Genomic DNA, 15,044 nt, shown 5'->3' with positions numbered 1-15,044 from the left:
TTTTCCAGAGATTTTTAAGAAGTTTTATAAATCAAATAAAAAAACTTATTTGAATGGTAAAACCTCATTTTGGAGTATCACGGTAAACCCGTATCATAAAAGAGTTTGTCGATGTTCTAACGTGGAAAGACTGAGTTTACATAAATAGAGAGGATGTACATATGAAAATAAATCGATTAATTGCTAATAACATTAATCAATTAGATGCCGTACTGCCATTAAATCAATCGTTAGGAATTGCAGGTTTGTCTGGGTCCGGAAAAACCACTTTTAGTCAAACCATTGGTGAAGAGTCCAAGAAGCGTCTCGTTTCATTATTGCCAAAGGCAGAATATCAGTATTTGTTTTCTAAAATTATGGAAACAAATTTCAGTGCCATCAAAATGGAAGACATGCCTTTAGTGCTTTTTCTCGGAAGAGCATCGATTTCTTCTAATCCGCGGTCTACCATTGGCACCCATACGGGCGTTTTTAAAGAAATTCGAGTTCGCCTTGCTGAAAAATTTAATCTTTCTCCAGAAGTTTTTTCATTTAATAATGAATTAGGCTGGTGTCGGGATTGTAAAGGACGTGGCACGACCAAAAATGTGGAATGTAAAAAGTGCAAGGGCAGTCGTTATAACCAAGAAGTTGAGCAATATACGATTGAATTACTTGGAAAACCACATAGTATTTCCGAACTCAACGACTTAAGCATAGAAACCATTCTCTCATTAGCTGAAGTTTTGCACATTAGTGAAGCGAAGCAGCATATTCTCCAAAATATCATCAATATGAATATTGGTTATTTAACATTGAATCGGATAATGGGGACTTTATCAGGCGGGGAATTAACACGGCTTTACTTGGCCGAGTTCATGGCAGCCAGTGAAAATACCGTTATTATTATTGATGAAATCTCGGTTGGCCTTGATCACGAAACACTATTGAAAATTTTAGAACAGATAAAACAATTAGGGTATAAGAATCAAATCTGGCTCATCGATCATTCTGACACGGTACTCGATGCAACAGATGAGCAATTGTTCTTTGGACCAGGAAGTGGCAAGTATGGCGGCAAAATTGTAGAAGAATCCCCACGTCCAAAACCAATCATCTGGAAACGAAATCAGGCTATGCCAACAGGATACTATCAATTCCAGGATCTTTACTGCCGAAATATTCAAATAGATGAAATCCGAATTCCCAAAAATAGACTTGTCACTTTTACCGGTGAGTCTGGATGTGGTAAATCCACTCTCGTCAATGAGTGTATCACCAAAGATTTTATGAAGCGATATCCAAAAGATAAACTAGTCATGGTTGGGCAAGATCGGAATCAATCGATTACGAGCCGGTCAACCGTTGCGACGTTTCTTGATATTAAGAAGAAACTCACTAAATATAGTGACGAGATAGATGATATTTTTCTACGTTCGATAGAAGATATTATTGATGAACTCCCTAAGGAAGACATCGCTCATAAACGCTTGAGCTTATTGATCAAACTTGGACTTGGTTATTTGACGTTAGAAAGAAAAACACAAACTTTATCAACAGGTGAATTTCAATGTGTTCATTTAGTTTCTGAGTTGTTTACGAATGCCAAAAATCCACATACTTTGTTTATTTTTGACGAGCCTTCAAAAGGGTTGTCACAAAATATTTTAAACCAATTTATTGATAGTGTTAGGGTCATTCTAGAGAATGAATCTGTCTCCATCATGATGATTGAACATAATGCATATATGCTAGAAAGCTCTGATTTTATTGTTGATTTCGGTAAAAGACAGCTTGCGCCTGTTCAACATCTTGATGTTGTCAGTCATGAAGAGTATTACTGTCAAAAAAATAGTGAAGAAGTTGCTCCATTGCACATTTCTTCAACACTCAAGCAGCGAAACGGTATTCACTACTTAGAAGAAAATCATTTGGTCTACTTTAAAAATGCAGAAAATATCTACAAGGGCGGCATTCTAAAAAGCCTTTCACCTATGGCTCGGTTGATTTATGGTGAATATGAATCCGACACCATCGCACCCGTTATCGCCATTGATCTTGAAAGGCACTTGTATAGTCAATATAGTTTCCTCTATGAAATGGGCGGGCTGATCAACCATATCGTTGCTGCCCATCCGACCAATAAAGATACAAGAAACTTCGATTTCTATAATCAAGAAAACCATTGTCCATGTTGTTCCGGCCGTCGGGTCATTGAGAAATTCAATTTTGATGTGGTCATTCAGGACAAAACTGTGCCATTCTGGGATGGCTTATTACATTCCGACGTCATGGAAGTTTTGAAATATTATCAATATCCAAAGTTGCAATTCCTGTTTGATGAGATCAAGAATGAACTCGGACAAGATATCAGCAAAAGCTTCAATGAGATGACTAACTCGGAAAAGCATACTTTTTTATATGGTTATTGGGAAAAGTCGTTTTATGATAAAGCTGGCAAGGCATCGAGAACATGGGAAGGCTTTAATTTGATCATTGGACGCTATATGTTCATTTCGAAATCAATCATTAAAGATCATATGAAAGCTTCAAAAGAACTGATTACCTGTCCAGTTTGTGAAGGAACCGTGCTGAACCATCATAAAAAACTATTGTTTGGTGGGATCGATATTCGTGAACTCATTCAACAGCCAATCGATCAAGTCATAAAAACAGTAGGGAAGTTGCCGGAACTGGAAAAACTAAAAGCGGTTGTTGGCGGCGATATGTCGCTTACTGAAGATGTTTCCATCCTTTCTAGGGGAACGCAAGTAGCACTGAAAATGCTAGAACTGGAACAGGCAAGCTTTATTGACTACGAGATCGTTTTACAGAATGCTTTCCCATTCTGGGACAGTATTGGAAGCAAAATCGAAGCAATAAGCTGTAAAAACCAGATCACAATCTGTGATTTCGCCAATATTACCGAAACGAGAGAAACCATTATCGATAAGTATTTCACCAATGGAAAATATAAAAAGCTAACTTATGTGTACGAAGCGTTTGGATACAAAAAAATTGTTACCCAAATCAATAAAGTTAAAGCAAGTCATAAATGTCCATTCTGTGCAGGGAAGAAAGTCATTTCCGAAGATGGTCTTCATGACGGCGTGTATAAATTGTCGGTGCCCTGTGTGAGTTGTCATGCTAGTGGTATCAATAATGAAGGTCGGAAGGAAATCATCGAAGGCTTCGACGTACAAACCTGGCTGACCGGTAAAGTAAGGGATGTAGTGGCTGAAAGATTACTTACAGATGGTGTGGAAGATATACCTATTTTCAATCGTATTCGTGAGCTGGATAAACAAGACATGATTTCCGTTTATCAAAGTCTTGAGCAAAATAATTAACTTATCTTGATGGTTTTGTGCAAACTAGCAACAGATGGTGTGAATTAATACTTCATTGAATGAGCAAGGTAATCTTTCAAAGAGGTAATTTAAACTTGAAGTTAAATCAAAAAAGAAGGAGAATGCTTGTTATACGAAGCGTTCTCCCTTTTTTGTGTCATATAGAATGAATCGATTTAAGTCAAACTGTAAATCACTATAATTAACTATATAAAATAGAATTTTTTCAGTGCAGCACACACTGGGATGTTCCATAGCCTTATGGAAGGACTTCTCACTGTTAACCTGCTTTTATTTAGCTTATAATTATTAGGTAATAGTAAATATATATTAATGTTTAAATAATTGTATTACACTATAATATGGATATATTTTAAACAGAAAAGGTGTGTGACTAGGTCTCGCCTTGGCTTATTATGCTTTCTAAGCAAGAGCGCCTAGATCCTTTCTGCAATTTTAGGGACTAAGGATGGTAAAAATGAACATGAGAGAAACTAATACAGACGTTATCTTAATTGGTGCCGGAGTCATGAGTGCCACTTTAGGGACACTTTTGAAAGAATTAGCGCCGGAATTGAAAATTACAGTGATTGAGAAGCTCGACAATGCAGGAGAGGAAAGCTCAAACGAATGGAATAATGCAGGAACAGGTCATGCGGCCCTGTGTGAGCTTAACTATACAACTGAAAAACCAGACGGATCTATTGATATTAGCAAAGCGATTAAAATAAATGAACAGTTTCGGCTGTCCACGCAGTTTTGGTCACATCTTGTAAAAAACGGGTTGATAAATAATCCAGAAGACTTTATCATGCCATTGCCTCATATGAGTATGGTACAAGGGGAACAAAATGTGGCGTTCTTAAAGAAACGTTTTGAAGCGCTATCAAAAAATCCGCTGTTCCAAGGAATGGAATTTTCTGATGACCCAGCAAAACTGATGGAATGGATTCCGCTCATTATGCAAGATCGTCCTTCGGATGAAGTCATAGCGGCAACAAAAATCGACTCTGGAACGGATGTTAACTTTGGTGCTTTAACGCGCATGTTGTTTGACCACTTACAGAATAAGAACGTCCGTATCAAATATAACCACAATGTAGATAATTTGTACCAGAATGGCGATGGTTCATGGGAATTAAAAGTGAGTAATGTCTACAGCGGTATCGTGGAACACCATACTGCAAAATTCGTCTTTATCGGAGGCGGAGGCGGAAGCGTGCATTTACTGCAAAAATCCGGCATTCCTGAAGGTAGACAAATTGGAGGATTCCCAGTAAGCGGAATCTTCATGGTGTGTAATAATCCAGAAGTTATTGCTCAAAATCATGCAAAAGTATACGGAAAAGCTAAAGTTGGTGCTCCACCAATGTCTGTTCCGCATCTTGATACACGATTTATTGACAATAAAAAATCGTTGTTATTTGGACCATTTGCCGGCTTCTCACCTAAGTTCTTAAAAACCGGTTCAAATTTGGATCTAGTGACCTCTGTAAAACCGAATAATATCTTAACCATGTTGGCGGCAGGCGCAAAAGAGATGTCATTGACAAAATACCTGATTCAGCAAGTTATGTTATCGAAAGAACAGCGTATGGATGAGTTACGAGAGTTTATCCCGAACGCCAAGAGCGAGGATTGGGATTTAGTTGTAGCTGGTCAACGTGTACAAGTGATCAAAGATACTTCTGAAGGCAAAGGAACGCTTCAATTTGGTACGGAAGTTGTTAGTGCTGCTGATGGCTCTATTGCAGCATTACTAGGGGCTTCTCCCGGTGCTTCTACGGCAGTTCACGTTATGCTCGAAGTAATTAAAAAATGCTTCCCGCAACATATGGAAGAATGGGAACCAAAAATCAAAGAAATGATTCCTTCTTATGGCGTGTCACTAATGGAAAATCCAGAGCTTCTGCACGAAATAAATATTTCAATAGCAGAGAAGCTTGGTCTAAGTGAAAAAGAACAAGTCTAAAGTTAATTTTGGATATGGAATTTTCATACTTTCTTTAACATAGCATTTAAAAACAATAAAAAAGGGGAAGGCTTGATATACTAAGCCTTCCCCTTTTTTATTTTAGCTAAAATAACTACAATGATTCCGACAACTCTGGAGCTATGTCTGTTTACTGAAAGTGAAATTCAATATATTTTTTAAGTTTGATTTTTTATCCAATAAAGAAAAGATATTTATCGAGGGAAAGAATACAATAGAAAGAATCTGTATAATATTATTACTATTTAGAAATAAAAATTATTTTATTTCTAACATAGTTACTGTTTTAAATATAGTCGAAAGATACTGATTATACCAGTGTTTTCCTGAAAAATACATTTGTATTCTGTCGGATAATTTATTATTATAAGACAAGTAAATTACTTTTAAAATATATTGAAAGTGACGCTCCCTTCATCATTTTTAATACCGAATAGAGATATTAGTAGCTTGCTGTTAATTGAAGCAATTTTATAGTCTAAGAGGAGGAAATTGAATGGCAAACAAAGAATTAAAGAGAGGCTTGGAAGCGCGTCATATTCAGATGATTGCTTTGGGAGGTACAATTGGTGTTGGTTTATTTATGGGTTCAGCCAGCACAATTAAATGGACGGGTCCGTCTGTAATGCTTGCTTATGCAATCACAGGGATTTTTATCTTTTTCATAATGCGTGCAATGGGAGAAATGTTATATTTAGAGCCAAGTACAGGTTCATATGCGACATTTGGCCATAAGTACATTCATCCCTTAGCGGGGTATATGACGGCATGGAGTAACTGGTTCCAGTGGGTAATTGTTGGGATGTCAGAAATTATAGCTGTTGGGGCATACATGAAGTACTGGTTCCCAGACCTGCCTGCTTGGATACCAGGTCTTATCGCAATAGTGATTCTGGGTGCAGCTAACTTAGTTTCTGTTAAAGTATTTGGTGAATTTGAATTTTGGTTTGCGATGATTAAAATCGTTACAATTGTATTGATGATTATTGCTGGGTTTGGCCTTATTTTCTTCGGATTTGGTAATGGAGGAAATGCAATCGGATTATCTAACCTTTGGGAACATGGCGGCTTCTTTACAGGTGGCTGGACAGGCTTCTTCTTTGCGCTATCACTAGTTATTGGGGCTTATCAAGGTGTCGAACTAATTGGGATTACAGCTGGTGAAGCGAAAGATCCGCAAAAAACATTAACGAAAGCCATTCAAAGTCTTATTTGGCGTATTTTAATTTTCTACATTGGTGCGATTTTTGTTATAGTAACAGTTTATCCTTGGGATCAGCTGAGTTCGATTGGTAGCCCATTTGTAGCAACTTTTGCGAAAGTGGGTATTACAGCCGCCGCCGGACTTATTAACTTTGTCGTCATCACAGCGGCGTTGTCAGGCTGTAACAGTGGTATTTATAGTGCAGGACGTATGCTTTATACATTAGGGATAAATGGACAAGCACCAAAGTTCTTTACAAAACTCTCTCGTAATGGAGTGCCTATATTTAGTTTGCTTGGTGTAATGCTTGGTTTAATAGTTGGCGTTGTGCTAAGTTACATTGCACCAGAAAATTTATTTGTGTATGTATACAGTGCAAGTGTACTGCCTGGTATGATTCCGTGGTTTGTCATTCTAATTAGTCAAATTCAATTCCGAAAAAGAAAAGGGGCTGAAATGGATAATCATCCATTCAAAATGCCTTTTGCACCGGTGACAAACTACATTACCATCGCCTTTTTAATTATAGTTTTAGTTGGCATGTGGTTTAATGAGGACACACGGATGTCGCTTATTGCAGGTATTGTGTTCTTATGTCTTGTTGTCATTAGTTTTTACGCTTTTCGAATCGGCAAGCGTGTTCCAATAGATACTCAAAAAGATGATCAAGTGACTAACCGATAATTCACTTTCTAAAAAACAATAGTAAAGGGGAAGGCTTAATAACAAAGCCTTCCCCTTTTTAGGTTATATAAAAATTGTTATATGGTGTTTAACAATAGTACTACTTAAAAAAAGGAACCTTTTTCAGTGCACTAGCTACAGGAATGGCTACAATGATCCCGACAACATTTTGAACGATGTTTCCAGGAATAGAGGCCACAGGTGCAATCCAGTTACCATATAGAACCCCTTCACAAAGGTAATAAACCGCTAACATCACAGGAATAGAAACAATAGTAGCGAGTAGATTGAAAGCAACACTGTTACCATTGCGACCGTTCGACCAAGCAATTTTTCCAACTATATATCCTTGTAAGCCGCGAGCCACAATGGTGAAGGGTGCCCACAATGTCCAATTAGAAACTAAGTCGAATAACCCCATCCCAACAGCACCAGCGATGGCTGCTTTTTTAGGACCAAATAAAATGGAGGCAATGAAGAGCATAGCTGTTCCAAGATGAACTAAACCGCCATTCGCCGTAATCGGTAGTTTGATATTTAATAAGAGTGTAGCAACGAATACAAGTGCAATTAACATAGACGTTAAAATTAAATCAAATGTGCGAGTGCGTGAGATTGAGCTTGAATAACTTTGTGTATTTTGCATAGTTTAACCCTTCTTTGCGTTTTTTTGAATTCACTGATAACAGTAGCAAAGGGCTGGACTATTTAAAAGTATCAGTTTAGCGGAAAATGTAGGGGTCAGTTTTTAGAGAAAACAGAAAATCAAGTGTAGTATCCTGATGGGATTTTGATTGGACGAAGCTGAATTTAAAGGACTTGGGTTTAGTTAATAGATCTGAATTCACGTAAATGATGCTACAAGAAACCTTGAAAATTGCTAAATACCTACATTATAAATATAGGTGATACTTTCAAAATCAAACTAATAAAAACCGTACTTATATGGATCACGGTTTGTAAAAAAACAAATCTATTTAAAATATTTATATAATTTGTGTTGACAGTAAAACATTAGAGCACTATAGTAATTTGTAGCCGAACATAACTTAATAACTTTTCTTATCCAGAGAGGTGGAGGGACATGGCCCTTTGAAACCTCGGCAACAGGTTCTATTGTAGAATACTGTGCTACTTCCATCAGGTGTAAACTTGACAGATAAGAAGAGCTGAATCGATATATTTATGATGAGCCTCTTCTTGTTTATTGGAAGAGGCTTTTTTATATGTACATAAAGCAAAATTTTGAAAACTGAATATCAATCTTATCCAGAGAGGTGGAGGGACTGGCCCTATGAAACCTCGGCAACAGGTTCTTTTGCAGAACACTGTGCCAATTCCATCAGAATCAATTCTGAACAGATAAGATAAGTTTATGGTTAAATCTGCCCCTCAACTTATCTTTGTTGAGGGGTTTTCGGTATTTAAGGAGGGAAATTCAAATTGAGTAAGTGAATAACACATTAATAAAACCTAGTATTCAGGTTTGATTGATTGGTTATAAATCTAGAATTGGAGGAAGTAAAAGTGTACATAGTCAAACGCTTGTTTACCATGATTGTAACCTTATGGATAATTGCAACTTTAACTTTTATTATGATGCATTTTATTCCGGGAGATCCTTTTGCGAGCGACGCGAAAATGCTACCGGATGAAATCCTGGAGAATATGCGAGCTAAATATAATTTAGATAAGCCTTTGGCGGAACAATATTTTCTGTATTTGAAAGACTTGGCCCAATTCGATCTTGGACCATCTATCCAATCAAAAACAAGGGATGTAAATACGCTGATTGCAGAGGGCTTTGGTCCATCGGCATTGCTAGGACTCCAGTCTCTTGTAATGGCACTTGTTTTGGGAATCGGGTTGGGAGTGATTGCTGCTTTGAACCATAACCGGATGCTCGACTATATATCTATGTTTATCGCGATTATCGGCATTTCCATTCCAAGTTTTATCTTAGCTCCGTTATTAATCAAATATTTTGGTGTTGAGTGGGGCATATTTCCGGTGGCATCCTGGGGAACATGGCAGCACACCATCTTGCCTTCCTTCGCTTTAGCTTTGGGACCGTTAGCGATCATCGCGAGATTTGTCCGGACCAGCATGCTTGAAGTTTATAACCAAAATTATATAAAAACTGCTGAAGCCAAAGGACTTTCAACATTTTCTGTTGCTGTGAATCACGGAATTAGAAACGCACTTATACCGGTTATTTCCTTTATCGGTCCTTTATTTGCAGCCATCATTACAGGAACGTTTGTCATCGAAAAGATTTTTGCTATTCCTGGTATCGGAAAGTATTTTGTTGACAGTATCTTCAACCGGGATTATCCAGTTATTCTCGGTACCACAATTTTTTACAGCATTATCTTAATCATTACCTTATTTATCATCGATCTAGCTTATCGATTCGTCGATCCTAGAATTAAACTCACAAGCAGGGGTGAATAATGTGACAAATTCTCTACCGGAAACGGATTCATTATTTCGGCCAGCAAATCCTGCTCATTTTGATAATACGCAAATTTCACGGCCAAGTTTGAGCTTTTGGCAGGATGCTGTATTAAAAATATTTAAAAACAAAATGGCTGTCCTTGGTTTTGTTTTATTGACTGCTATCATTCTACTGTCTATTATCGGTCCTTATTTGGTTCCATATAGCCAGAGCGAACAGTCATTGACAGAAGGAAATCTTCCTTTGTCTGGTAAACACTGGTTCGGCACAGACGATCTCGGCCGTGATATGTGGGCAAGAATTTGGGCCGGGGCACGGATTTCCTTAATCATCGGAATTGCTTCAGCAATTATTGATCTTGTAATCGGTATCGCAGTCGGCGGTGTTTCAGGATATATGGCCGGAAGAGGCAAGACGGGAGACCAAATTGACAGTTTCTTGATGAGAATTGTCGAAGTCCTGTATGGAATTCCGTATCTTTTAGTAGTCATACTGCTTATGGTCATTATGGAACCAGGCTTGATCACCATGATTATTGCACTGTCCATTACAGGCTGGGTGGGAATGGCAAGAATTGTGAGAGGACAAATACTTCAGTTGAAACAGCAAGAATATGTTTTAGCCGCTGAAAAGCTTGGGACTTCCCATAGCAAAATCATTATTAAACACTTACTGCCGAATATGATGGGAATCATTATTGTGACCTTAACATTTACTATTCCTCAAGCCATTTTTGCAGAATCCTTTTTAAGTTTTCTCGGACTTGGGGTACAGGCACCTACTGCGAGCTGGGGAACAATGGCAAATGACTCTCTTGGTATCATTTTAAGCGGACAATGGTGGAGATTATTCTTCCCAGCTCTCATGATTTCATTAACGATGTTCGCTTTTAACGCTTTCGGCGATGGATTACAAGATGCTTTGGATCCGAGATCGAAAAATTAAGGAGGTTAGGTCATATGAGTCAGCTACTAGAAGTGAAGAATTTAAAAGTGTCTTTTCGAACGTATGGTGGAGAAATCCAATCTGTAAGAGGAGTTTCATTTTACATTGACGAAGGGGAGACCTTAGCGATTGTCGGGGAAAGCGGATGCGGGAAAAGTGTGACAGCACAGGCTGTTATGGGAATGGTTCCCACTCCACATGGAATAGTGCAGAATGGGCAGATAACTTTTGGAAACCGGGACATTACAAAACTTTCAAAAAAGAAGCTGCAACAAATACGCGGATCTGAAATTGGCATGATTTTTCAAGATCCGATGACATCTTTGAACCCAACGATGAAAATAGGAGACCAGATCCGCGAAGGCATTTTGAAACATCAAAAGTTATCAAAGAATGAAGCGAAGAAAAAAGTCCTTGAACTCCTGGAACTAGTCGGGATTCCGGATGTTGCAAAAAGATATTCACAGTATCCACATGAGTTCAGTGGAGGAATGCGGCAACGAGTAGTTATAGCGATTGCACTTGCCTGTAATCCTAAACTTATTATTGCAGACGAACCAACAACAGCGCTTGATGTAACCATTCAGGCACAAATTTTGGATTTGTTAAAAGATATTCAGCAAAAGCGAAATTCTTCAATTATATTAATCACGCATGACTTGGGAGTCGTGGCAGAAGTTGCCGATCGTGTTGCAGTCATGTATGCCGGACTGGTAGTGGAGAGTGGGACAGTTGAGGAAATTTTCGAAAGCCCAAAACATCCATATACATGGGGACTTCTTAAATCAGTTCCTAACCTAGATTCTCCCGAGAGAGAAAGACTCATTCCCATTGAAGGATCACCCCCGGATTTATTCGCCACACCAAAAGGATGTCCATTTTCTTCCAGGTGTCCTTTTGCAATGGAAATGTGCGTTTTACATATGCCAAAGACAGAAACATTCTCAAACCATCATTATGCCAAGTGCTGGTTGAATGATCACCGTGCCGTGAAAGTGAAAGAGTTAAATACAGCAAGGAGTGAGCAACTTGTCTGAAAATGTATTAGAAATTCATGACGTGAAAAAACACTTCGATGTGGGTCATAAGCAGGTTATCAAATCAGTCGACGGTATTTCCTTTTCAATAAAAAAGGGAGAAACTCTTGGCATTGTTGGGGAGAGTGGAAGTGGAAAATCCACAATAGGCAGAACAATTGTCGGTTTGTACGAAGCGACTGCTGGAAAGGTGATGTTTGAAGGAAAGGATATTTCACAGCTGGATCGAAAAGGAAAGCGGGAATTTAACCGTAAGATGCAAATGATTTTCCAGGATCCACACGCCTCCCTTAATCCCCGGATGAGGGTGGGAGAAATTATTGCAGAAGGTATTGATGCATACGGCCTTGCAAAAGGAAAAGCGAAGCAGGAAAGAGTGTTTCAGCTTCTAGAAAGAGTAGGCTTGAATCCGGATCATGCCAAGCGTTTTCCCCATGAATTCAGTGGAGGACAAAGGCAAAGAATCGGAATCGCAAGAGCGCTTGCGGTACAACCATCGTTTATTGTAGCGGATGAACCCATTTCCGCCCTTGATGTTTCTATCCAGGCGCAAGTAGTGAATTTATTGGAGGATCTGCAAAAGGAAGAGGATCTGACCTATTTGTTTATCGCGCATGATTTAGCAATGGTGAAACACATCAGTGACCGGATTGGAGTGATGTACTTAGGGAAAATGATGGAATTGGCAGATAGCCAAACTCTTTTCCAAGATCCTCTTCACCCTTATACAAATGCTCTTCTTTCAGCCATTCCAGTTTCAGCGCCTAAACTCAGAGGGACTCGCGAAAGAATAGTTCTCGGAGGAGATCCACCAAGTCCAATCAACCCTCCTAGTGGATGCCCATTCAGAACCAGATGCCCTTCAGCAATGGAGCACTGTGCTATGGAAATGCCTGAATGGAAAGAAGTAAAGGAAAATCATTGGGTAGCATGCCATCTGTATTAACAACAAACTTAGAGAATGAATCGGAGGAAAGAACATGAAAAAAATATCGTTAGCTTTCATCGCCACCATGTTATTGATAGTGACAGCATTAGCTGGATGTAACAATCCAGAACAAGCTACATCAGGTAAGTTAAAAAAAGATATTAAACAAGAAATCACTGCAAACCTTGGTGGAGAGCCTTATACATTGGACCCAGCATTTGCATCTGATACCACTTCCTTTTGGGTTATTAGCCATCTATATCAAGGGTTATTTACTTATGATAAGGATGGAGAGGTTGTGGATGGTGTAGCAAGTAAAGTAGGTGTATCAGAAGATGGAAAAACCTATACATTTACAATTCGAGATAATGTTAAGTGGTCCAATGGAGATCCTTTAACAGCAAAAGACTTTGAATTCTCATGGAAACGAGTTTTGAATCCAGAAACAGCTGCTTATGACCCTTCACAATTTTATTATATTAAAGGCGCGGAGGATTACAACACAGGAAAAGGGACTGTAGAAAATGTAGCAATTACAGCTAAAGACGATCAAACGCTTGTTGTTGAATTGAATAACCCTGTGAAATTTTTCCCGAAAGTAGTATTGGGAGAAGGTTTCTTACCAGTTAATCAAAAGGTTGTTGAAGCTAATAAAGATTGGGCTGCAGAAGCAGAAGGAATTGTCACAAATGGGGCATATACAGTGTCAGAATGGAAGCATAATGAACAATTGACGATTAAAAAAAGTGAGAGTTTTTGGAATGCAGATCAGATTATAATGGAAACCGTTCATTTCAAAATGGTCGCTGATGCAACAACTGAATACCAAATGTATAAAGCAGGCGAACTTGATTTAGTAGCAGCATTACCTGCAGAGACAGTTGAACAAGAGAAAAGTAATGAAGAATACGAGAATTTTCCATCCTTTAGCATATATACCTATACATTTAATGTTGAGGAAGAACCGTTCACTAATGCAAAAATCAGAAGAGCATTATCATTTGCAATTGATAGAGAAGCCCTTACTGAAAATATCCTTAAAGGGGGAGAAAAGCCTGCATATGGCTACGTTGCATACGGTGTTGAATCTCCATCAGGTAAAGATTTTAGAGATGAAGCCCCTGAGTACTTTAAATTTGATCCTAAAAAAGCAAAGGAATTGTTAGAAGAAGGATTGAAAGAAGAGGGTTGGGACAAGCTTCCTGAATTCACGTTGAAATACAATTCAGAAGGCAATCATAAGAAAATCGCCGAGGTCCTGCAAGAAATGTTCAAACAAAATCTTGATTTAGATGTGAAGATTGAAAATCAGGAATGGAAAACATATATTGATACGTTCAAGCAAAAAAACTTCCAGTTAGCACGCATGGGATGGGGCGGAGATTTCCTTGATCCATATCCAGTTTTAAACTTGTATACTTCGAAAAGCTCAAGTAACTTCACAAATTGGAGCAATAGTAAATTTGATGAGTTGGTAGAAAAATCACTCGTTGAACAGGATGAAAATAAGCGATTTGAATTATTACATGAAGCAGAAACAGTATTGATGGAAGAAATGCCAGTTATTCCAATCCTCTTCTCTGCACAAAATACCCTCATAAGCAAAAAGATTGAAGGAATTCGTCTTGATGTATTATCAAAACCAGACCTCAGATATGCCGAGAAGGTGTCAGAATAAATAAAGGAGAAATATAAATGGTAAAACGATATTTTTATTCTGATGGTTCTGTCGCTATTGTGGTGATTTTCTTGGCATTTTTCCAAAAGATCCAAATTGTTTCAGAGGCAGATTTGAATAAACTGTTTCTGATTGGAATCATATCTTTATTAGTCGGTGCATCTATGTACGTGTTGAAGACGGGGTTTTTCGATTTGTTTTTTCAAGGATTTAAAACATTAAGCAACATGACCATCAAAAACTCTGCTTCAATGAAAGAAGTGGATGAACTGATTGATGCGGATAATGTTTTTAAAGAGTGGAAGAACAAGCTTTCAACACAATTGATGACATATTCACTCGGCATAGGCACAGGAATACTCCTGTTGTCGACAGTTTGGTCATTTAACTTATAAAGGGAAATTTTCTTATCCGATTAAATAGCTATTTATCATAATAAAAACGGATACGCCGCCTATTGCGGTGAGTCCGTTTTTTGGCGTTCTCTTCTAAAAACTTTTAGTGGCTAAATGTTACAAACCTCCAAAAAATTACTACCTGAATATTAGTCATTCAATCAAAACTGGAATCTCACAATCCAGAAGACCGTGGTTTTTCAGTTATATGGCTTCGTGACTTAGCTTTTTAATTTTAAAATATACAAAACACAATGAATTAGAAGCATAGGTGCATTAACTCCAAGAGGATAAAAGGCAGACTAAATGTAATTTCTCTTCTAATAAGAAAACACTTATATCCAAACAAAAAAACGGAAGAAAAAATCTCCCGTCTTTTTTGCCTCTTACATT

Annotated in this window: 10 protein-coding genes and 2 riboswitches; of the genes, 9 read left to right on the top strand and 1 reads right to left on the bottom strand. The window is 38.1% G+C overall.

Annotation, left to right across the window (positions count from 1 at the left end; all coding sequences use genetic code 11):
- The first annotated feature begins 161 nt into the window (after positions 1-161).
- The 3 genes from HMPREF1210_RS11655 (at position 162) to HMPREF1210_RS11645 (ending at position 7,210) form a co-directional block, all read left to right on the top strand.
- Positions 162-3,329 carry an ATP-binding cassette domain-containing protein gene (locus HMPREF1210_RS11655; protein WP_016428893.1) on the top strand — a complete coding sequence of 1,056 codons (3,168 nt, stop codon included), beginning with the start codon at positions 162-164 and terminating at the stop codon, positions 3,327-3,329.
- 478 nt (positions 3,330-3,807) lie between these two features.
- Complete coding sequence (locus HMPREF1210_RS11650; protein WP_016428892.1) at positions 3,808-5,301, top strand: malate:quinone oxidoreductase; 1,494 nt, start codon at positions 3,808-3,810, stop codon at positions 5,299-5,301.
- Between the two features lie 517 nt (positions 5,302-5,818).
- Positions 5,819-7,210, top strand: a complete 1,392-nt coding sequence (locus HMPREF1210_RS11645) for an amino acid permease (RefSeq protein WP_016428891.1) — start codon at positions 5,819-5,821, stop codon at positions 7,208-7,210.
- Between the two features lie 100 nt (positions 7,211-7,310).
- On the opposite strand, the gene HMPREF1210_RS11640 is transcribed toward HMPREF1210_RS11645, so the two are convergent.
- Entirely contained in the window at positions 7,311-7,856 is a 546-nt protein-coding gene (locus HMPREF1210_RS11640; RefSeq protein ID WP_016428890.1) for an ECF transporter S component, read from the bottom strand.
- 413 nt (positions 7,857-8,269) lie between these two features.
- Positions 8,270-8,376, top strand: a riboswitch (SAM riboswitch).
- 96 nt (positions 8,377-8,472) lie between these two features.
- Positions 8,473-8,579: riboswitch (SAM riboswitch) on the top strand.
- Between the two features lie 158 nt (positions 8,580-8,737).
- On the opposite strand from HMPREF1210_RS11640, the gene HMPREF1210_RS11635 reads away from it, so the two are divergent.
- The 6 genes from HMPREF1210_RS11635 to HMPREF1210_RS11610 are packed head-to-tail and all read left to right on the top strand — an operon-like array spanning position 8,738 to position 14,651.
- Positions 8,738-9,664, top strand: coding sequence for an ABC transporter permease (locus HMPREF1210_RS11635; protein ID WP_016428889.1), 927 nt, complete (start codon positions 8,738-8,740; stop codon positions 9,662-9,664).
- Position 9,665: 1 nt separating this feature from the next.
- Positions 9,666-10,613 carry an ABC transporter permease gene (locus HMPREF1210_RS11630; protein WP_016428888.1) on the top strand — a complete coding sequence of 316 codons (948 nt, stop codon included), beginning with the start codon at positions 9,666-9,668 and terminating at the stop codon, positions 10,611-10,613.
- Between the two features lie 14 nt (positions 10,614-10,627).
- Entirely contained in the window at positions 10,628-11,650 is a 1,023-nt protein-coding gene (locus HMPREF1210_RS11625) for an ABC transporter ATP-binding protein (RefSeq protein WP_016428887.1), read from the top strand.
- Positions 11,643-12,596 (top strand): ABC transporter ATP-binding protein, encoded by a 954-nt coding sequence (locus tag HMPREF1210_RS11620; protein ID WP_016428886.1) that lies wholly within the window; start codon positions 11,643-11,645, stop codon positions 12,594-12,596. Before HMPREF1210_RS11625 ends, HMPREF1210_RS11620 begins: the two co-directional genes overlap by 8 nt.
- Positions 12,597-12,630: 34 nt before the next feature.
- A complete protein-coding gene (locus tag HMPREF1210_RS11615) occupies positions 12,631-14,256 on the top strand; it encodes a peptide ABC transporter substrate-binding protein (RefSeq protein WP_016428885.1) in 1,626 nt (541 codons plus the stop codon).
- 17 nt (positions 14,257-14,273) lie between these two features.
- On the top strand, positions 14,274-14,651 hold the full coding sequence (locus tag HMPREF1210_RS11610; RefSeq protein WP_016428884.1) for a DUF3899 domain-containing protein: 378 nt from the start codon (positions 14,274-14,276) through the stop codon (positions 14,649-14,651).
- The last annotated feature ends 393 nt before the right edge of the window (positions 14,652-15,044 follow it).

The organism is Paenisporosarcina sp. HGH0030, assembly GCF_000411295.1.
GTDB lineage: Bacteria > Bacillota > Bacilli > Bacillales_A > Planococcaceae > Paenisporosarcina.
Note: the sequence above shows the minus strand (reverse complement) of the source record. Positions and strands in the feature narration are given on the sequence as shown.